This is a genomic window from Zhenhengia yiwuensis (assembly GCF_014384995.1).
Classification (GTDB): Bacteria; Bacillota; Clostridia; order Lachnospirales; family Cellulosilyticaceae; genus Zhenhengia; species Zhenhengia yiwuensis.
This window is the reverse complement of record NZ_JACRSY010000007.1, coordinates 23,420-43,176: the sequence shown is the minus strand read 5'-3', so window position 1 is coordinate 43,176 and position 19,757 is coordinate 23,420. Positions and strand designations below refer to the sequence as shown.

Sequence of the window (19,757 nt, the reverse complement as noted above, 5' to 3'; positions counted from 1 at the left end):
CAATATAGGAGGAAGATAAAATGAAAAAGATATTTAAGAAATTACTTCTAGTAGGTGTAGCCGTTATAATGGTCATGCCATGTCAAGCAAGAGGCTTAATAAATATTTATTATAATGAACAAGAAGTATACTTAGAGCAAGAACCTAAGCTCATTGATGATACCGTATTGCTGCCACTTAGAGCATTATCGCAGCAATTAGGTTACAGCGTTAATTGGGATCAGGAAGCAAGACAAATTGATGTGATTAATGGCAATGCAAAAGTTACATTGTTTATGGAGAGTGATAAAGCCCTAGTGAAAGGTGAGGAAGTTAAGCTTAGTGTACCAGCGCAAAGGATAGGAGGTACAACTTATGTGCCCTTACGATTTGTAGGAGAGGCTTTAGATCTAGAAGTAGCTTGGGATAGCAGTACGCAGAGTGTGAATTTAGAAGGTAAGTATACAGTAGATAGGGATAATAAAAAGTTAATGGTCAGAACAAAAGATGGGAAACAGGTGCTTGCAGACATTAAGACATTAGAAGGAGCTGAAGATCAGATACCAAGTGTAAGTTCTATCATTACTAAAAATGGAAGTGAAATTGTTTCAGTGTCAGAGGTGATTCAAGGTGCCTTAACAGGGACAACTTGTACCAATTTCTATATTAAGGATGGAAAAGTCATTGATAAAATTGAAAGACCTTTCCATTATATAGCGGAAAATGGTATTGCCTACTTAGAAGATAAAATTGCCTTTGGTTATGGACGTTACTTAAGAATTTATAATGATAAGACAGGAGAGCTCATTAAACAGTATGATCTAAATGCATTTCAAGAGGGCTTAACCTTAGATTTAATGAAGCTGGGACAAAACTATGCCATGGGAAGATATGAAAATACGCTTCACATCATTGACTTTGAAACGGGAAAGGTGACTAGGATTTTGGACCTTATTCCTAAAGAAGATCAAGGTTATGTTTTTGAAAGTGATATGCATCTTGCTACAGACAAATTCAAACTAGTATGGGAAACAGAAGATGCACTGGTATTTAAATATTATAGTATTACTGAAGGGATAGACAAAACAGTTACATGTCGACTGGGAGAATAAAAGATAAGTAAAAAGTGGAAGAAAATTTCATAAAGGGGTAGTCTATAATGAAAATGCTAGAAACTGAACGTTTAATACTTAGGGAGTGGCAGGAAAGTGATGCTACTGACCTATTTGCATTTAGTAAAAGTCCAAGTGTTATGCAGGCGGGTTGGAGGATCCATCAGAATAAGGATGAAAGCCTTCAATATATCCGTGCATCTATTAAGTATCAAGAATCTTGGGCCATTGTATTAAAAGAGAGCCATAAGGTTATTGGAACAGTTGAACTTTCTGATAGTAACAGACATGATAGATATAAAGAGATAGCCTATATTTTATCAGATGATTATCAGAATAAAGGCTATGCCACAGAAGCTGTAAAGCGTGTACTAACACATGCTTTTAGTGAACTTGATTTAATGGTCGTAGCAGTTTGTCATTATCCGTCTAATATAAAGTCCAAACGTGTGATTGAAAAATGTGGCTTCACTTATGAAGGAACATTACGGGGGTACAGCCGAAATTTAGAAGATAGCGTGAGATACTCCATGACCAAAGAGGAATGGGCGAGCTTATGAAAACACCAGAAGAAATCCAAAAACGTTATTCACAAATTATGAAGCAATCAAGTATGCAGATATTTTTAGTGCCGCTGCTTGCCATTGCAATGATAGTAGGGGTAGCAATGCATTCTCAAATCATCTCCTTAATAGGAATGCTGCCTATAATCGTCTATATGCTATGGTTTAGGTTGATAGTCTATAGATGTCCAAAATGTGGACATCTATTTGACCGATATCAAATTTATACATATGAGTGTAAACATTGTAAGACAAAGTTCGGAAGGAGGTAAGACAGAAATCGAGAGGCTTATAATCAATTCATGCAAAAGTTCTCTAAGGATAAGGAGAGAATTAAAACAGGAGCATAAAGTTGTTGGACTAATTCACTTATTCCAGGCGGATAAACGTGCTGTTTGGGCTTATGAAATAGGTTATGCTTATGAGGCCGTATCCTATGTGATGCAATAGTGTTTTGATGAAGTACATAGGGAGATGATGATCGCTAGTGTATTTCAAGGGAATGAAAAATCTATGCGTCTATTAAATAAATTAGGATTTGTAAAAGAAGGCATCACACATGAAGCAGCGAAGCAGGCATTGTCGATAGAAGTAATTATTATAAGATGAAGTCCTTATGACAGTAGGATAAGAGAAAGTGTTTGAAGAAATCAATAAAGTCATATATCAGATGATAGGGATTTTGATAGCTAGTTTATCTTATTATAATAACAATTGAAGAAAAGGATATTGTATTAGGAATGTCAATTTGAATCTAAGCAAGCACGCATTCAAAAATATCATAAAAATAGATTCAAGCTGATACTGATATAAAGAGTGAACAGTAAGGGTTTGACTTTGATAAAAGAAAGTATTTCATGATCAACTTTAAGTGTTTTAGATATGAATAAGGTAGGGAAGATGACTAGCGATATTATGGCACTAAAAAGAAGGTTTTTATAGAGGGATAAATTCTCTATAAAAACCTTCTTTTTATGATAGAATGCGGATTGAAATGCGCCTTATAGTGATTTGAAAGGGACTATTTCTATACTTATATTATAACATGAATTGTATATAAAATATAGACTTTTACTTTCTGTAGTAGATGATACAATATTAGAATCGTACTTTTCAATTTATTCATTGTAAGGAGGAAGATGATGATAATAGATGAATTTGAGTGGCAGTGTGAAAGTCAAAGGTTAGAAGAGGTAACAAAAGAGCTTATAAAGCAGGCTTATGAAGTAGGTGATTTAAAACAGGCATTGAGAACGGATACACTTGAAACACAGAGGGCGTTATGGGAAGATACGGGTTCTGTATCTATTATTAATGGATTAGATCAAATTGCAGACTTTATGCAAAGTATTCAGCTTATAAAAGAACAAAAGGCAGGGCATGAATTTAATAAAAAACTTGAAGAGCAATATAAGAGAATGCTTCTATCGCCTTATTTTGGGAGAATAGATTTCCTTGAAGAGGGGGAAGCATTAGCTGAAAAGTGTTACATTGGCATAGCTAATTTAATTTCTGATGATTACAACTTCCTTATATACGATTGGCGAGCACCTATTTCTAGCATGTTTTATGATTATGAAATAGGTGATGCGAGTTATACATGCCCTGAGGGACTTATAAGTGGTAAGCTTACAATGAAGAGACAGTACAAAATAGAAAATGGAAAAATTGAGTACATGTTTGATAGTAATCTTAAAATTGATGATGAAATACTACAGAGCCTTTTAGGAAAAAGTAGTGATAGCAAAATGAAAGCAATAGTCACTACAATTCAAAGGGAACAAAATAAAGTGATTCGTAATGATAGTTATAAGAATTTAATCGTTCAAGGCCCTGCAGGGAGTGGCAAAACATCTATTGCCCTTCATCGTATTGCCTACCTACTCTACAAGTATCGTAATAAAATAACCTCTAAAAATATCGTAATATTTTCACCTAATAATATTTTTAATGAGTATATTTCTAATGTATTGCCTCAGCTTGGGGAAGAGAATATGTGTCAAACAACCTTTAAAGACTATATGCATGAAGCTTTAGGGAATGAATTTCAAAAAGAAGGCTATTGTGAAATGATGGAATATATATTTAATGCTAAGCATGAAAGTTCTTATTTAATAAGGATTGATAATATACGGTTCAAATCTTCTATGCAATTTGTAGATGTATTAAAAGGATTTGTAGCACATTTGGAAACAGTCAATAAGAATTTTAAGGACATTATCATAAGAAATCAGTTAGTTATTTCGGCAAATGAAATACATGAACTCTATTCTAAAGATTATATACGTCTTCCACTTAAGAAGAAGCTTCAAAAGATACAAGAAAGACTCTTATTCCTTCTAGAGCCCTATGAAAAAAAGATGGTAGAAGAAAAAATAGCAGAGCTTGAAGAGTCAGGAGACTATGTAGATAGCAGAGAAATCATAGAGCGTAGTAAGGTGATTGTAAAAGATGAAATGAGTCCTATAACTTATGAGATAGATAAAATGACAAGGTTTAACCTGGTAGACAGTTATAAAGATTTTTATAAAGACTTAGAGATTTTCTTAGAGAGAGCAAATGTTAAGTATGATGATAAAAAGATTACCCAGATTAAGAACTATACTTTAGAAAATTTACGGGCAGGAAGGCTAGACTATGAGGATCAAATTGCTATTCTATATTTGAAAAATGCAACAGGTGATAGGCCGAAGACATCAGAAATCCAATATATCATTATTGATGAGGCGCAAGATTATACCCCTTTGCAATATGAAATATTTCATCAACTGTTTGGACAAGCACATAAGACTATACTTGGTGATATCGATCAATCTATCAATCCATTTATGAATGTAGGTGATTATAGAAATATCACGCAGATATTTGAAAAAGATAATACATGTGTGCTCAATTTGACAAAGAGCTATAGATCAACCATGGAAATCACGCAATTTGCAAGAGGTATACTGAATAATAAAGTTACAGAGGGATACGTAAAAAGAAGAGGAGAAGAACCTAAAGTTATAGGTTGTTTAGATAAAACCTCAATAAGGGAAAGTATTTTAGAAGATATAAAAGTATGTAGAAATAGAGGATATAAATCCATTGGCATTATAACAAAGACTATTGGAGAGGCAGAAGAGGTATACGATGCATTAAAAGATTCAGTTAATGTCAAAAAGATAGTAAGTGATGAGGATGAATATGTAAATGATATTGTGATTATTTCAGCATATCTTGCAAAAGGATTAGAATTCGATGTCGTTATGATATATAATGCAGGGCAAGAAATGTATAGTGGAGACGAGGATAGACTATTGCTTTATACTGCTTGTACAAGAGCACTACATGTTCTATGTATATACTATATAGGTAGTCTATCACCATTACTTATGAGTGAATACTAGATTATTGTAGGATAAATGATAAAGAGAGTTCAAGTGAAATAGAAAGTGTATAGATAAAGCTTAAGTGCGTTATTTATGCACTTTTATTTTTAAGAAATCTATTTATTTGATACTTCGCATAAATTAAAAAATTATATTATTATAAGTAAAATTTTTTATAGATACATTAGATATAAGGAATGAGATTTACTCGATAAGGATTACTTATTGGAGGAAAATAAGACTTAGGTATTTTTCAGGTTATATCTTATCAGAAACAGCCCAGATTTTAGAGATTCCACGAGGGACGGTTGTAACGAGACAAAGAAGAGCCTTGCAGTTATTGAGATTAGAATTAGGAGAGGGGATTAGAAAATGAAGAGAAATGAAGAATATTTAAAGTTGATGAAATCCTTGTAAAATACACCGCCACAACTTGAATATATAAGTATTGCGCCTATAGATGCAAATTATTTTTTGAATGTTTGATATTTATTATAAAATTATATTATAATTAAACTATATATAGACAAGCAACGGAGAACTTATTGATATGGGGGGAGTTCGGTGAAAAAGGTTATTATAAAGAAAGAGATGTTTTATTCATTACTGATACCTTATGTTTTATTAGGTATTGTCGGATTAATATCTTTTAGATATATGTATACGACATCTATAAAAAATGTGAATAATGAAGTTATTCGAGGTAACTATTCTATACTCAATAAAATCGTAAGGGAAATCGATTATTTAGTAAGTGATATTGAAAGATTAGTGATAGAAGTAGATTCTAATCCGAGGTTTGCAAGGATTTTAAACTTAGATAAAAATAGGACAGGCTCAGATAACTATAAACTTGCTATGGGAATTAATGAACTAAAAAAAATAAAGAAATATAATTACCTTATTGAAGATCTTATTTTATATTACCATAAGGGTGATTTTTTTATAAATGCATTAGGTATAAGGGATGCAGACTTATTATACACAGATTATTTGTTAGGGGAGAATAAGAATCAAGAAGAATGGAATCAAAAACTTAAGGGAAATTATCCAATAGGGAAGCTGATTAAAATATTAGATGAGATATTTTATATTGTTACAATTCCTACGAATGAAACAGTAGAGTATTCCAATGTTATTGTTAAAGTCAATACGGAGCAGTTTAATGCATTGATTGGAAGCTATAATAATCTTAATGAGGGCAAATTCTATATTTTAGATCGAGATTTTGAGCTTTTAGCGTCAAATGATGCTGATGGGTCTAGCAGTTTTGAAAAAGATATAGAGAATTTAAGAGCAGTAACAAGTACATTAAGCAATCAAGAAATAGGGAGTATTACTCTAAATAGTCAAAAGTACAGGGTATTTTATATTGAAGAAAATAGTTCAGATTTACACTACATATGGATGATAGAAGAGTATCAATTAAGAGCTAAATCAAGCTTTATTTTAGTTGCTTTTACAGGTATGGGGGTAGCATTTGTCCTGTTACTGATTTTAGGAATCAAGGGTGTTAAAAAAAATTATAAGAAAATAGAGCATATAATAAATCGATTAAGCAAAAGTAATTTATCTATAGAAGATCATAAGTATTCGGAGGTCACTTATATCAATAGCATTTTGAATAATATAGAGAAAAAATTAAAGAGTCAAGAAAAGATTATGATAGAAAGTATTCTACGTAAAGCGCTTTATGGCCTAATAGAAGAGACAGACGAAAATTATGCCTACATCTTAAAAAATCAAAAGACCCTTTGCACCCAAGGAAGTGTTATCACTCTTTTTGAGGATATGGATATAGAGAGAAAAAAGGCTAAAGATTTAAAGCTTAGTATTTTTATGATAGAGAATATTATTAAAGAAATTTTTAATGGGAATATCATGAGCTGGGTCATTCCTCTTAATGATTGGTATGTTATTATACTGAATGGGCAGGAAGAAGATGAAAATGAATTAGACTATATTTTAGAAGGCGTTGAAAGGACAAGGAAATTTTTAGCTGAGCAGCTTAAAATCGAGTACACTATAGGGGTTTCAAGCCCTATCATAGGGATCAGTAACTTTGGCGCCGGGTATAAAGAGGCATTAGAGGCGCTAGAGGAAAAGCAGATTATAGGTACGAAGCAAATGATTTATTATGGAAATATAGAAGAGCATCATAATCAATATGAATTTGATCAAACAAAACATAAGCAGTGGATAAATTCTCTGAAATTGGGTGATAGTGAGAAGGCTCATAAAATGATTGAGGAAATTTATCAAATTAATTTTAAGGAAAAGCAGATTTCAGCCGAATGTGGAAGACTTTTATTGCTTGACTGTCTAGAGACAATCAAACAGGTAGCAAAAGAATTAAACATTAGTCTAGAAATAGATACAAAGGATGTATTTAAAAAATCCTATACGGTTTATGATATAAGAGACAAAATAGATGATCTTATAGAAGAGATCTGTAAAATAACAGATCAAGTCAAAGAAAATGCTAAGGAGAGGGAAGAAAGAATTATTCAATATATTAAAGAGCATTATAAGGATATGAATCTCAATGTAGCTACAGTCGCTGACCAGTTTGAACTGAATGCGTCTTATCTCTCACGCTTATTTAAAGAGCAAACAGGAGAAAATCTATTAAGCTATATTAATAAATATAGAGTAGAACAGGCTAAGAAATTACTTCAAGGTACTACCAAGACGCTGATTAAGGTAGCTGAAGAGACAGGTTTCCTTAATACAGCAGCTTTAACGAGAGCTTTTAAGAAATACGAAGGGGTTATGCCGGGACAGTATAAAGAAATCTATGGGAATAAGAAATAATTTATAAATAAGGTAGTTATCCTTTTGTTATCTGATAAGATTAAGAAACGGATAGCTACCTTTTCCTATTTTATAAGCCTAAAAGCCTTTGTAAAGGCTAAAATTACTAAAGAAAAGTAAGAAAATATATAGGAGGTAAAAAAATGAAGGGGTCAAAAAGTAAAAAAATAAAGGTCATAAAACAATATGGGATATTTTAGAAAATGAAAAATGTGGTAGAGTGACCTTGTAATAAACAGTGAGAAAAAACTGAGGGGGAATAAAAATGAGTTTTAGAAAATTTGCAGTAGCATGTATGTGTGTGATGCTAGCAGTGGGGGCAACAGGATGTGGACAGAAGGAAGCAGGTACATCTTCTACAGATACATCTAAAGGATCAGCAGATAAGTCAATCACCTATTGGGCAGCTATGAATGGAAATGTTAGTCCAGTCGTCCAAAACTACGGAGAAGTAGAATACTATAAACAGCTAAAAGAAAAAACAGGTGTTGCTATAGAATTCTTACATCCACCAGTAGGTCAAGAGGCAGAACAATTTAAACTCTTAATTGCTTCAAGAAAAGATTTACCCGATGTTATTCAAGCACAATGGTTAAGTGAGTATCCAGGTGGGCCAGAAAAAGCAGTCAAAGATGGCATTATTATTCCTTTAAATGATTATTTAGATTTAGCACCAAACTATAAAGCAGCGATGGAAGCTAATCCAGAAATGTTTAAACAATGTAAAACAGATGAGGGGACCATTTATGCTTTCCAAGGACTTAACCAAGGAGATGTAAAAGCTTTCTCAGGTCTTGTATTAAGAGAGGACTGGTTAGAGGATTTAGGGCTTGAAGCACCAGAAACTATTGAAGAATGGGAAACAGTTCTTAGAGCTTTTAAAGAGGAAAAGGGTGTAGAAGTTCCACTAAGTATTAAAGCTTTAGATTTATCAGGAAATGGACTTAACTTATTTAATGCAGCTTATGAAATAGGTATTGATTTCTATTTAGATGATAATGGTAAGGTACAATATGGTCCAATACAGCCAGGCTATAAAGAGTATTTAACCACATTAAATAGATGGTATAAGGAAGGATTATTAGACCCAGATTTTGCTTCTATCGATAGTAAGATTATAGATGCAAATATTATTAATGGTAAAACAGGTGCTACTTTTGCATGGGTTGGAAGTAGTATAGGAACTTGGTATAAGGCAGCAACTGAGGAAGGGTATGAACTTGTAGGTGTGCCAAACCCTGTACTGAATAAGGGGGATGAAGGGAAATTTTTATCTGGGTATACAAATAGTATTGCAGGGCCAGCAGCAGCTATTACAGCAACAGCTGAAAATGTAGAAGAGATTGTGAAAATGTTTGACTATCTTTATACAGAAGAAGGAGCACTTCTTAAGAACTTTGGGGTAGAAGGGCTTACTTATAATATGGAAGATGGTAAACCTGTTTATACAGACCTTATCTTAAATAATCCAGATGGTTTATCCATTGGGCATGCAATGGGTAAATATATTCAAGCTAACTATGGTGCACCAGGACTTTGTGAAATACCAGAGTACCAAGAACAGTACTATCAATTAGATGCTCAAAAAGAAGCTGCGGCAGCATTTAATAAATATGTAGATAATGCAGCAAAACATGTTATCCCACCGCTTACAGCGACATCCGATGAATCTAAAGATCTAGCAACGATTATGACTGAAATAAATACATACAGAGATGAAATGTTTATTGCTTTTGTAACAGGTGCAGAATCGCTAGATAATTTCGATCAATATGTAGAGCAAATTAATAAATTTGGCATTGATCGTGCAATTGAGATTAAAGAAGCTGGTATTAAGAGATATGAGGCAAGGTAATTAACTGTAGACGAAGGGGACCAAACCAGGTTCCCTTTTAAAGAAAGGGGAGAAAAAATGGCAAAAGTAGCATTAGTGCAGGGGGAAGAAGTTAAGAAGCCAAAGGTATCTTTAGGAACAAAAATGAAGAAAGAATGGAATCGTAATAAGTATGTGTATGCATTAGCTATTCCACTTATCGCTTATTATGCAATCTTTCATTATGGCCCTATGTATGGCATTGTAATGGCTTTTCAAGATTATAGTATTGTAGACGGAATAAGTGGTAGTCCATTTATTGGACTTGATAACTTTATCAAATTCTTTGAAAGTCATTACTTTTGGCGCTTAATTAGAAATACACTGGCACTTAGTATCCAAAATATCCTGTGGGGATTTCCAGCACCCCTTATTTTGGCCTTATTGTTAAATGAGGTAAAACATAAAAAATTTAAAAAAGCTGTTCAAACGATTACTTACTTACCACATTTTATTTCCCTTGTTGTTGTATGTGGTATGCTCAATCAATTTTTAGCGAGAGATGGGTTCATTACCAGTCTCTTATCAAGTTTGGGATTAGTAGAACAGACTAACTTATTGGCGATAAAGGAATATTTTAGAACAATTTATGTAGCTAGTGGTATTTGGCAGGAGATTGGATGGGGAACGATTATTTATTTAGCAGCTCTATCAGGTGTAGATGAACAACTTTATGAGGCTGCTGCAATAGATGGTGCTAATCGATTTAAACGTCTTATTCATGTCACCTTGCCATCCATTGCACCAACAATCATTATGCTGTTCATCCTTCGAGTAGGTCAGGTTATGAGTGTAGGATTTGAAAAAGTCATTTTGTTGTACAATCCACAGACGTATGAAACAGCAGATGTACTATCAACGTATATTTACCGTTATGGACTGGGAGGAAGTTTTGACTATGGCTATACAACAGCTATTGGTCTATTCTCATCTTTAATTAATTTTATTTTAGTTATCTTAGCTAATCAGTTTAGTAAAAAAGTTTCAGAGACAAGTTTGTGGTAAAGGGGGATAAAGATGGTAGGTAAAGGGAGTTTAGGTGAAAGAATATTTGATAAGTTTAATATAGTCTTGCTTACATTCATAATGATTATTACATTGTATCCTGTTATCTATGTATTATTTGCCTCCTTAAGTGATTCCAATGCATTACTTGCACATACAGGATTACTCTTTAAACCACTAGGTCTTAATGTAGATGCTTATAAGGCAGTTATAAATAATCCTAATATTGTAACAGGTTATTGTGTTACGCTCTTTGTAGTGATAGTAGGAACTTTTTTGAATGTATTTGTTACAGCTATTTCAGCATTTGTATTAACACGTAAGCAGTTCCCGCTTAATAAAGTGCTCTTAGTATTTATCGTATTTACTATGTACTTTGGCGGGGGAATGATCCCTAGATATTTATTTATTAATGATACTTTAGGAATGGGAAATAGCATATGGGCGCTTATGCTTCCAGGACTTATTTCTACATATAATCTTATTATTATGAGAACCAATTTTCAATCTATACCAGATAGTTTAGAGGAATCCGCTAAAATAGATGGCGCTAATGATATTACAATTTTCTTCAAAATTATTTTGCCATTGTCTAAAGCCATTATAGCGGTTATGGTACTTATGTATGGAGTTGGACATTGGAATGCATGGTTTGATGCTATGTTATTTATTAGATCGAGAGATTTATATCCACTGCAAATTATATTAAGGGAAATTTTAATATCAAATTCTACAGATAGCATGATTGCTAGTGGAGCAGGTGGAGATATAGAAGCCATAGGTGAAAGTATTAAGTATGCAACCATTGTTGTATCAACCGTACCTATTTTATGTGTGTACCCATTTGTACAAAAGTATTTTACAAAAGGGGTCATGATAGGGGCAGTAAAAGGTTAATAGGGTAGGAAGAGAGACTTTTATTTAAAAGAAGTCTCTCTTTTTTATGTACTTACACATATGTAAGGTAGACAATGCATCCAATCTTTCGAATGCAGATTATTAGCTCCATAGGAGACTACTTACACGAGTATCTTGGTGTAGGCACTCCTAACCGTGGTTCGCTAAAGAACATAACCTTGAACATAAGCAAATCATCAGAAATATATCTACAAACATATGAAGTTGTGATATACTCGAGGAAGCAAAGCAGTAATTGTTATAGAGAAGCAGATGAAGCGATTTGAATTTTTATAATTTACACTGTATGAAACAGGAAGTATGAGGAAATGTTCTAAATAAACATAAGAAACAGCTCAAATAAAGGATGGTTATTACATGACAACTTCAATTAAAAGTACTGGCATTATTAAAGGTGCTTTAATCCTAGGTATTGCTATGTTTTTAAGTAAAATAATTGGATTTTTATATCGTATTCCTATGACGAGCATTTTAGGTGATACAGGTAATGCAATCTATGGGGTTGCTTTTAATATCTATGTGGTACTTCTTGGTGTATCTGCCATTGGTATCCCAGGTGGGATTTCTAAACTGGTTGCCGAATGTCTCGCTAAAGGTACCATGCAGGATGCTAAGAAGGTCTTCAGAGTTGCTCTGTTCTATACAGGTGCTGTAAGTGGGCTACTTAGTCTTGGCTTATTTGTAGGGGCTGAGTTTATTGCTGTTCAACTAAATGGGATGGAGGAACTTATTCTTCCACTTCGTATATTGTCCCCTACTATTTTTATAGCCAGTTTAATGGCTGTTGTAAGGGGATATTTCCAAGGAATGAATACGATGCTTCCTACAGCTATCTCTCAGGTAGTCGAGCAATTATTTAATGCTCTATTTAGTGTAGTTCTTGCTACTTACTTTATACAATACGGTGTAGCTATTGCAGCTGCTGGTAGTACTATAGGAACAGGTATTGGTGCTCTATGTGGCTTCATTATCCTTATTCTTCTTTATAAGAAAAATGACCCTACAAACCAAATACCAATTACATCTACCAAACCTCTATTCAAAAGTCGCAGGGAAATTATTTACAAGCTTCTTTCAATTATTATCCCAATGGTTATTACCACATCTATCTTCTCAATATTTTCGGTAATAGATGCTTCAATGCTTTCAAATAAGCTTCCTTCAGCTGTCGACTATCTTAGAGCCTCTGGGCTTGTAGAGACAATTCCTGTATCTGGTGCAGCAGCACTTTCTACGATGGAAATTGCTACAAGTTTGATTGGTCAATACACAACGAAGTACTTTACACTGATTAATATTCCTATTTCACTCATACTCATTGTATCTGTATCGGCTATTCCATCGATCTCAAAGTCTTACGCTTTGGGAGATAGGAATGGACTTACAGACAAAATCTCTCAAATTCTTCGTATAGGTCTTTTGCTTTCTATCCCAGCATCATTCGGACTTATGATTTTTGCAAAGCCTATTATGTATTTTATGTTTACGACACATCCTGATGGTGGTGAACTTGTCATGCATGGTGCCTTAACAATTATCTTTATTACCACTGCTCAGCTTTCTTCTAGTATCTTACAAGGTATGGGCAAACAATATGTGCCTACCTTATTTGCTATTATTGCGTTAAGTGTTAAATTCATCTTAAATAGCATTTTACTTTGTATACCTACTTTGCATATCTATAGTGTTATTTATAGTACATTGATTGCCTATATGGTTTTTGCACTACTTTGCGTATACTATCTAAAATATAAAGTTGGCTTAAATCTTCATCTTGGTTCACTTTATCTCTATCCGTTACTTTGTTCCGTTATCATGAGTATTCTTGGATTATCTAGTTTTTATATTCTTAATAACCTCTTTAATTTCCCAAATATTAATCTCATTTTAAGCATAGCCCTCTGTATTCTTATCTATGGTCTTAGTGGATTCTTGAGTGGTATGTTAAAAGCAGAAGATTTACCTCACTTTGGTAAAAAAATTTAAACTATTGTTTAATACTTTTGCAAATGATAGAGTATAAATATGAAATGTGTATAATAACTCCCCCTGGAATATGTGTAAGCGACTTCTGGGGTATTTTTATACCAAAAATTCAGGATGAAATAAGTTCATAAGAAATATCTATGGAGGGCAAAGAGATGAATAGGAAGAAGCTAAGTAGAATTATTTTAGGAATAGGTATGTTAGCAGGTATCCAGACAACAGCATGGGCAAAACCAGTAGAAACAACATTCTTTCTAAATGGCGAAGAAAGAGATGATGTTGAAGTTGTAGTGAAAAATGATGTGACTTATGTACCCCTAAGACTTGTAGGGGAAGAATTAGATGCTCAGGTTGAGTATGATGCAATGAGTAAAAAAGTAACAATTGTTAAAGATAAAGAGAAGTTAGAAGTGCTTATAGGCAGTAAGCAGGGAGCTTTAAATGGTGAAGAGGTAGAACTTATAGGTCCTATGTTTATGCATACCAATAAGTGGGGAGAAAGTCTTACCTATATACCACTTAGAAATATCTTTGAAATACTAGGGGGAATAGTAGACTATAATGAGGACGATAGATTCATCAATGCTTATAACCCTAATCACACTGCGTATAAGGCATTAGAAGGCTTAAAAAGTGATGATTTGACAGCTTATCGTTTTGCACAATTAGCCTTACCAAGAGTAAATGGAGAAGATGTATACCCTGGTGGAGGCTATGGAGAATCTTATATCTTCCCACTTAACACAAAATCAAACTATTTCTTATTAATAGGAGACCCTTCATTCGATATGCCTATTGAGAATATAGCTTACTATGAAATAGAAAATGGCGTGGCGTATTGTAAATGGTTTAAAGAAGTGAGAGGAGATGAAGAAGGTAGGCCTCATACACAAGAGACTGTATTTGATCGTTACTTAGGGGAAGGCAATGTGACACAGGAAGTAGGGACTTTACCAGAATTAGAAGAAAGTCTTTTTATAGTCTTTCATACCAGTTCGATGAGAGACCCATCACCAGAAGATGATATGAGTGTGTATTATGAGTATGTAGATATAAGGGAGAAAGTAGGTTTACTTGGAGTAGAAGATATGTATGGTGTACCAGAGAATATAGCTTTACAATACCCTATCTTTAGTCCATATGGGGATAGACATATTCTTTCAAAGGTAGATGAAGTAAGTTTAGCTGCTATGTTAGAGGAGTATAAATAAGCTACTTTAGGGGATTTTTATGCCTAAAATTCACAAGGAATTATAAAGCTTAATAAGACCATTAAGAGAAAGCTTTTTGAAGGGGGAGATATATGAGGTGCTACATAAAGCTTACTTTCTGTATAGGGTTAATAGGTGTTTGTTTGATCTTCAACCTACTCTTATTTCAGGCTGAGCAGCTTAAGCAACCTGTATTTCTAAAACATTACTATGAGTTAGGTTTAGAGGAATACACAATTTTTACTATAGGATGTTTGATGAATAAAAATGATACAAGGGAGCTTGTTCAAATAGAATTTCCGGAACTTACAGGAGAAGGACATTTCTTTAGAGTAAGCTTAGGTAATCAGTTTAATCTTAATGCACATCATGACCAAAGAGAGTACTGGATCGAGTATCATTATAAGGGGGAAGGCATGCCTATAGAAGAAGAGATAAGCCTAACGAGAGCAAAAGTGATGTTCAATAATGGTGAGGAAATGGATATACCTATTGGGCAAATCATCTTTTATCCTGTAGAACATGAAAGAGCTATACTAGAGAATGGTATGAGTCAGGCATCGAGTTCAGGAGAGACTTCTTTTAGTGGAATTTTTACTGAAGATGTTCGTTTTGATGGTATAAAAAGTACGCTAGATCCTTTGGTGAAAGATTTTATAGAAATTCGAATTAATGGCATGCCACCTGAACCACAGTCTTTTAAACAGGGAATGGCATGGAAATTAGAAGGTAAGATGGAGATAGATTCAAAGGATTCTAGGAGATTTAATTATTATGAGATTCAAAGTAGAATCTATTTTGAAGACCTTAAGGGCGAAGAGATTATAGACCAGGTTTTAAATTTGAGATACACCCCCTATTTTAGCAGGATAGATAGCTATAAATATCTTAGAGAAGAGGGGGGGATTAGATGAAATATGAAGGTTATAGAAGGATATTTTTAGGAACATTACTTGTGCTCGTTAATATTCAAATAGGTAGTGTAGTTATCTTTCCAGATATTGTAGGCTATATAGTCATTGCTGTAGGGATAGGTATGCTCCTACAAGAACATAACCATAAGGCATTAAGGGGAGCGAGACACTTAAGCTGGGCTATAGTTATAGTAGAAGGTGTAACTTGGCTTTTATTCAGGGGGGATTTGAGGCTAGTAGGATGGTCAGAAGGTATTATGATTGTGTTAGGAAGTATGAGTTTAGCAATGCGATACCTTATTATAGAAGCAGAAAAAGTGAGTATGGAGTTGGAAGTAGAACAGAAGGTATGGCAGAAAAAGCAAAATATTTATTTGGTACTTCATACCTTATCTTTAATAGGCCTAAGTTTTAGGATGAATGCCTCTGCTATCTCAGCGGTGCTTATGGTAGTAGCTATAAGCTATGAGATTTACTGGCTAAGTATGCTTGCTCAGCTAAAGCAAAAAGTTAAGAGAGTTCTATAAGAAAAGATGAGTAGATGAGATAATTTATAGGGGGAGATATATGTTTACTTTTTTTATGATTTTGACATACTTTCGGATGAAAAAATAACTCTAAAGGTTTGTGAAAAGTTTCAAGGAAATGATGTATTGTTGCCGTTTTATTACTATGATATTTATGATAATGGTACTGGAGAGCGTATAGGTAAGATAAGTATACGTATTGGTCACAATTATCATTCTTATTATAATGGTCACATTGGATATGAAATTGATGAACCTTATCGGGGAAATAGCTATTCCTATCATGGGATTAGGCTGGTGGTTGCTGTGGCAAGGGCCCATCAGATGAAATCACTTTATTTAACTTGTAAAGTTTCAAATGTAGCGTCAAGAAAGATCATTGAAAGAACGCATGCTACACTTCAAGAAGTTGCTAAGATACCTAGAGACTGCTTCTTTTGGCATGAGGGCATTGAGGACTATTGCATCTATCTTTTAAGACTCTAATTTTCATTTAACGGGTCTAGCTTATCAGACGGAATCATTAGTACTTATGCAATGGAAAAGATGGATGGAATTGTCGAATATTAAATAAATAACATGCAAATGGTGTCATTTATTAGGATAATAGCATAGGTTATTAGGGGAAGGTACTTTTGGTGCTACCGATATGAAACGAGGAGGAATAGCCTATGTGTTGTAGATGTAACCAACAGTGTTGTAGAAGAGAATGTGAAAGAGAATCTAGAAGAGAATGTGGAAGAGACCGTAGAAGTCAGAGAGACAGAGCAGTTGAACGAGCAATTGGAGAGTTGGGTAGAATTCCTTGTAGAGAAGTATCCTGTTCAACAAGATGTTGTTGTAGATAATTAAGAGGGTTAAAAATTGCATGGAGAATTATTTTTCCATGCAATTTTTAAGCTGGAAAGGTAGCCGGGCTATTAGGCTTTAAAGTTATTCCCACTACAATAAGATAGGCGTCATAGATGGTTGTGGTTGAAGTATAAAATTTAAACTATTGAATAATATTTTGGTAAATGATAGAGTATAAATATGAAATATGTATAACTCCCCCTGGAATATGTTTAAGCCACTTCTGGGGCATTTTTATACCCAAAATTCAGGATGGATTTGAGAAGGATAAGGCCTATTTAGTCAAGGATCATACGCAGGTATTATATAAAAATTAAGAGAATAGAAAGAGGAATTTTCATGAGTAAAAAGATTAAAGTAAAACCAGGGAAAAGTCAATCTATGGTAGGATTCTTTATAGGTATTATATTTTGTGCAATAGGATTATTTGTTGTCATTCCTACGTTCGGAGCTTTTGGAGTGCTTTGGAGTGTTATGGCACTTATTATTACAGTGACGAATGGTATTAATGCCTTTTCAGATAAGGGGATTGCTACACATAGCATTGAAATAGAAGATACAGACAAGTTCAGTCAAGAGAAAGAAAGTATGGAATCAAGGCTAGAAAAACTAAAAGGTCTTTATGAGAAAAATCTCATTACAGAAGAAGAGTATGAGAAGAAGAAAAAAGAATTACTTCAAGAACTCTAGTAGAACTTTATTATATAGATTTAAGTAAGGCGACCTTTCCCTTTGAATATGGAAGATTTATTGTATAATCTGCAAGTGGATACGGCCTCCATTATGATGGATTTAAAGGAGAATATGAGAAAGCTTCATTGCATTAAAAGTTCTAGGGTAGGAGACTTGAAGTATACTAGGGAAGAGTATTTTTCCTGTAAAGCCTATATTAAACAAGCTCTAGATGATGCATTCTTATATCTCTTTGAACATTATGAACCTATTACCAGATTAAAAGAGCAGTTAATGGGTATAAGCCATATGCTTTATACAAAGATTGAAGAAAGAAAAGAGTATGCGCTTATTCATTTTGAACTCGGACCTAACCCTATTATGGTAGACCAGAAAGGTCATACCTATCTCATAGACTTTGAAGGTATGAAGTATTTTGATTTACAATATGAATAGAGCTTCTTGTAGCTGCGTTTTGGAAAATACTATTTATCATGATTGTTATTGCAGAAAAAAGTTAATGTACGCGTATAGAGCATGTTTATAATTTTAGAATTTGTATATAGACTGAAAAACCAAGATGTATTGTTAAAGAAGATTGAAAAGTAAAGTTGATAAAAGTCTTGTAAACATTAAGTTTATAAGGCTTTTACTGCTCTATAGCATATTGTGGGTTCAATAAAATAAAGTATTAAGATACAATGATCTATAAAATAAGGATAGTTTAAGAGATATTTGTCTTATAAAGACATTTTGATATTTAGAATTAAAAAGATAAACTTCTAGTAACAAAGCAAGTAAAGATGAGTAACAAAGCAAGTAAAGATGAGTAACAAGGCAAGTAAGGATGAGTAACAAGGCAAGTAAAGATGAGTAACAAAGCAAGTAAAGATGAGTAACAAGGCAAGTAAGGATGAGTAACAAGGCAAGTAAAGATTAGTAACAGAGTAAGTAAAGATTAGTAACCAAGTAAGTAAGGGTTAGTAACCAAGTAAGTAAGGATTAGTAACCAAGTAAGTAAGGATTAGTAACAAAGCAAGTAAAGATTAGTAACTCGATCATATGATGGAGTAGAATTAGAATTTAACGCTACTATCTACTTCGGCCGGAAATAAGGCTAACATAGAAGTAAGAGATAGTCAACTTTTGATTTTCTTTAGAAGATAAGAGTTATTAGGCTATAATAGCTGAAAAAGATATATAAAAATTTTCGAATAATATACGAAATATACAGAATACTAAGCCTATATAAGGGGTAAGTGTATACATAATAAAATAATAGAGATGTAGAACAATAAAAAATTTGTCTAATTATGAAAAATATAGTTATAAAAAGTAAAAAAAATATACTGATGAGGAGAATGCATAAAGTTATAAGCATAACGAGTAGAGATAGGGAGAGTATACAAAGGATTATTAGAGATAAAAAAGGCCCTATAGGTGCATAAGGACCTATAGGGCAAATGAAAGAAAGTATTTAAATGAAGTTAAAAATTAGAAGCATCTAGCAGCGATGGCATCCGCATCCACGATGGCATCCACATCCACGATGGCATCCACATCCACGATGGCATCCGCATCCACAATGGCATCCACAACCACAACCATTACATCCGCCATTGTTATCGTTATCGTTTCTAATACAGCCTTCATCACGAAGTTCATCAAAAGCATCGTCTAAATCTTTAACATCTTCGATAAGGTCATTAATAATTTTTTGAACATCATTAGCTAAACATCTGCAGCCACGGCGAGAGTTATTGCCACAACCATTACATCCACAACCATTACATCCACAATTATTACATCCACAACATCTTCTACAACTCATATTTAATACCCCCTAAAAAGTTATTTACAATTATATCATATGACAAATAAGAAAAAGGGTGACAAAAAAGAGTCGAAATATGTAGAATGGCATAAAAAATAAAACTGAGAATGTCTAGAAACAATCCCA

Annotated in this window: 19 protein-coding genes; 18 read left to right on the top strand and 1 reads right to left on the bottom strand. The window is 33.5% G+C overall.

What is annotated here, in order from left to right:
- The first annotated feature begins 20 nt into the window (after positions 1-20).
- From H8718_RS05635 to H8718_RS05555, 18 genes are all read left to right on the top strand, one after another.
- Complete coding sequence (locus H8718_RS05635) at positions 21-1,091, top strand: copper amine oxidase N-terminal domain-containing protein (protein ID WP_249332170.1); 1,071 nt, start codon at positions 21-23, stop codon at positions 1,089-1,091.
- A 47-nt stretch (positions 1,092-1,138) separates the two neighbouring features.
- Positions 1,139-1,651 (top strand): GNAT family N-acetyltransferase, encoded by a 513-nt coding sequence (locus H8718_RS05630; protein WP_249332169.1) that lies wholly within the window; start codon positions 1,139-1,141, stop codon positions 1,649-1,651.
- On the top strand, positions 1,648-1,926 hold the full coding sequence (locus H8718_RS05625) for a zinc ribbon domain-containing protein (protein ID WP_249332168.1): 279 nt from the start codon (positions 1,648-1,650) through the stop codon (positions 1,924-1,926). The genes H8718_RS05630 and H8718_RS05625 overlap by 4 nt, the downstream gene beginning before the upstream one ends.
- 202 nt (positions 1,927-2,128) lie before the next feature.
- Positions 2,129-2,263: a hypothetical protein gene (locus H8718_RS20530; RefSeq protein WP_283246161.1), complete on the top strand. Its 135-nt coding sequence runs from the start codon at positions 2,129-2,131 to the stop codon at positions 2,261-2,263.
- A 533-nt stretch (positions 2,264-2,796) separates the two neighbouring features.
- A complete protein-coding gene (helD, locus tag H8718_RS05620) occupies positions 2,797-5,043 on the top strand; it encodes an RNA polymerase recycling motor HelD (RefSeq protein ID WP_249332167.1) in 2,247 nt (748 codons plus the stop codon).
- Between the two features lie 157 nt (positions 5,044-5,200).
- Complete coding sequence (locus tag H8718_RS20940) at positions 5,201-5,401, top strand: sigma factor-like helix-turn-helix DNA-binding protein (protein WP_334299077.1); 201 nt, start codon at positions 5,201-5,203, stop codon at positions 5,399-5,401.
- A gap of 188 nt (positions 5,402-5,589) precedes the next feature.
- The gene (locus H8718_RS20775) at positions 5,590-7,839 is read left to right on the top strand and encodes a helix-turn-helix domain-containing protein (RefSeq protein ID WP_249332166.1); all 2,250 of its coding nucleotides are present in this window, start codon (positions 5,590-5,592) and stop codon (positions 7,837-7,839) included.
- Positions 7,840-8,104: 265 nt separating this feature from the next.
- Positions 8,105-9,694, top strand: a complete 1,590-nt coding sequence (locus H8718_RS05605; protein ID WP_249332165.1) for a type 2 periplasmic-binding domain-containing protein — start codon at positions 8,105-8,107, stop codon at positions 9,692-9,694.
- Positions 9,695-9,751: 57 nt separating this feature from the next.
- Complete coding sequence (locus tag H8718_RS05600) at positions 9,752-10,717, top strand: ABC transporter permease (protein ID WP_177669036.1); 966 nt, start codon at positions 9,752-9,754, stop codon at positions 10,715-10,717.
- A 12-nt stretch (positions 10,718-10,729) separates the two neighbouring features.
- The gene (locus H8718_RS05595; protein WP_177669038.1) at positions 10,730-11,614 is read left to right on the top strand and encodes a carbohydrate ABC transporter permease; all 885 of its coding nucleotides are present in this window, start codon (positions 10,730-10,732) and stop codon (positions 11,612-11,614) included.
- A gap of 378 nt (positions 11,615-11,992) precedes the next feature.
- On the top strand, positions 11,993-13,621 hold the full coding sequence (locus H8718_RS05590) for a putative polysaccharide biosynthesis protein (RefSeq protein WP_249332164.1): 1,629 nt from the start codon (positions 11,993-11,995) through the stop codon (positions 13,619-13,621).
- A gap of 155 nt (positions 13,622-13,776) precedes the next feature.
- The gene (locus tag H8718_RS05585) at positions 13,777-14,832 is read left to right on the top strand and encodes a copper amine oxidase N-terminal domain-containing protein (protein ID WP_249332163.1); all 1,056 of its coding nucleotides are present in this window, start codon (positions 13,777-13,779) and stop codon (positions 14,830-14,832) included.
- 92 nt (positions 14,833-14,924) lie between these two features.
- Entirely contained in the window at positions 14,925-15,746 is an 822-nt protein-coding gene (locus H8718_RS05580) for a hypothetical protein (protein WP_249332162.1), read from the top strand.
- Entirely contained in the window at positions 15,743-16,273 is a 531-nt protein-coding gene (locus H8718_RS05575; RefSeq protein ID WP_249332161.1) for a hypothetical protein, read from the top strand. Before H8718_RS05580 ends, H8718_RS05575 begins: the two co-directional genes overlap by 4 nt.
- Positions 16,274-16,399: 126 nt before the next feature.
- Complete coding sequence (locus tag H8718_RS05570; RefSeq protein ID WP_249332160.1) at positions 16,400-16,759, top strand: GNAT family N-acetyltransferase; 360 nt, start codon at positions 16,400-16,402, stop codon at positions 16,757-16,759.
- A 225-nt stretch (positions 16,760-16,984) separates the two neighbouring features.
- The gene (locus H8718_RS05565; RefSeq protein WP_249332159.1) at positions 16,985-17,125 is read left to right on the top strand and encodes a hypothetical protein; all 141 of its coding nucleotides are present in this window, start codon (positions 16,985-16,987) and stop codon (positions 17,123-17,125) included.
- Positions 17,126-17,464: 339 nt separating this feature from the next.
- On the top strand, positions 17,465-17,815 hold the full coding sequence (locus H8718_RS05560) for an SHOCT domain-containing protein (RefSeq protein WP_249332158.1): 351 nt from the start codon (positions 17,465-17,467) through the stop codon (positions 17,813-17,815).
- Positions 17,816-17,857: 42 nt separating this feature from the next.
- Positions 17,858-18,253, top strand: coding sequence for a hypothetical protein (locus H8718_RS05555; RefSeq protein WP_249332157.1), 396 nt, complete (start codon positions 17,858-17,860; stop codon positions 18,251-18,253).
- A gap of 1,048 nt (positions 18,254-19,301) precedes the next feature.
- Here H8718_RS05555 and H8718_RS05550 read toward each other — a convergent pair.
- Positions 19,302-19,628: a hypothetical protein gene (locus tag H8718_RS05550; RefSeq protein ID WP_249332156.1), complete on the bottom strand. Its 327-nt coding sequence runs from the start codon at positions 19,626-19,628 to the stop codon at positions 19,302-19,304.
- Between the last annotated feature and the right edge of the window lie 129 nt (positions 19,629-19,757).

What these genes read in the sequence shown, in the direction of transcription:
- H8718_RS05635 (WP_249332170.1), top strand. Translation starts at nt 21, where the DNA reads ATGAAAAAGATATTTAAGAAATTACTTCTAGTAGGTGTAGCCGTTATA.
- H8718_RS05630 (WP_249332169.1), top strand. Translation starts at nt 1,139, where the DNA reads ATGAAAATGCTAGAAACTGAACGTTTAATACTTAGGGAGTGGCAGGAA.
- H8718_RS05625 (WP_249332168.1), top strand. Translation starts at nt 1,648, where the DNA reads ATGAAAACACCAGAAGAAATCCAAAAACGTTATTCACAAATTATGAAG.
- H8718_RS20530 (WP_283246161.1), top strand. Translation starts at nt 2,129, where the DNA reads ATGATGATCGCTAGTGTATTTCAAGGGAATGAAAAATCTATGCGTCTA.
- helD (WP_249332167.1), top strand. Translation starts at nt 2,797, where the DNA reads ATGATAATAGATGAATTTGAGTGGCAGTGTGAAAGTCAAAGGTTAGAA.
- H8718_RS05605 (WP_249332165.1), top strand. Translation starts at nt 8,105, where the DNA reads ATGAGTTTTAGAAAATTTGCAGTAGCATGTATGTGTGTGATGCTAGCA.
- H8718_RS05600 (WP_177669036.1), top strand. Translation starts at nt 9,752, where the DNA reads ATGGCAAAAGTAGCATTAGTGCAGGGGGAAGAAGTTAAGAAGCCAAAG.
- H8718_RS05595 (WP_177669038.1), top strand. Translation starts at nt 10,730, where the DNA reads ATGGTAGGTAAAGGGAGTTTAGGTGAAAGAATATTTGATAAGTTTAAT.
- H8718_RS05590 (WP_249332164.1), top strand. Translation starts at nt 11,993, where the DNA reads ATGACAACTTCAATTAAAAGTACTGGCATTATTAAAGGTGCTTTAATC.
- H8718_RS05585 (WP_249332163.1), top strand. Translation starts at nt 13,777, where the DNA reads ATGAATAGGAAGAAGCTAAGTAGAATTATTTTAGGAATAGGTATGTTA.
- H8718_RS05580 (WP_249332162.1), top strand. Translation starts at nt 14,925, where the DNA reads ATGAGGTGCTACATAAAGCTTACTTTCTGTATAGGGTTAATAGGTGTT.
- H8718_RS05575 (WP_249332161.1), top strand. Translation starts at nt 15,743, where the DNA reads ATGAAATATGAAGGTTATAGAAGGATATTTTTAGGAACATTACTTGTG.
- H8718_RS05560 (WP_249332158.1), top strand. Translation starts at nt 17,465, where the DNA reads ATGAGTAAAAAGATTAAAGTAAAACCAGGGAAAAGTCAATCTATGGTA.
- H8718_RS05550 (WP_249332156.1), bottom strand. Translation starts at nt 19,628, where the DNA reads ATGAGTTGTAGAAGATGTTGTGGATGTAATAATTGTGGATGTAATGGT.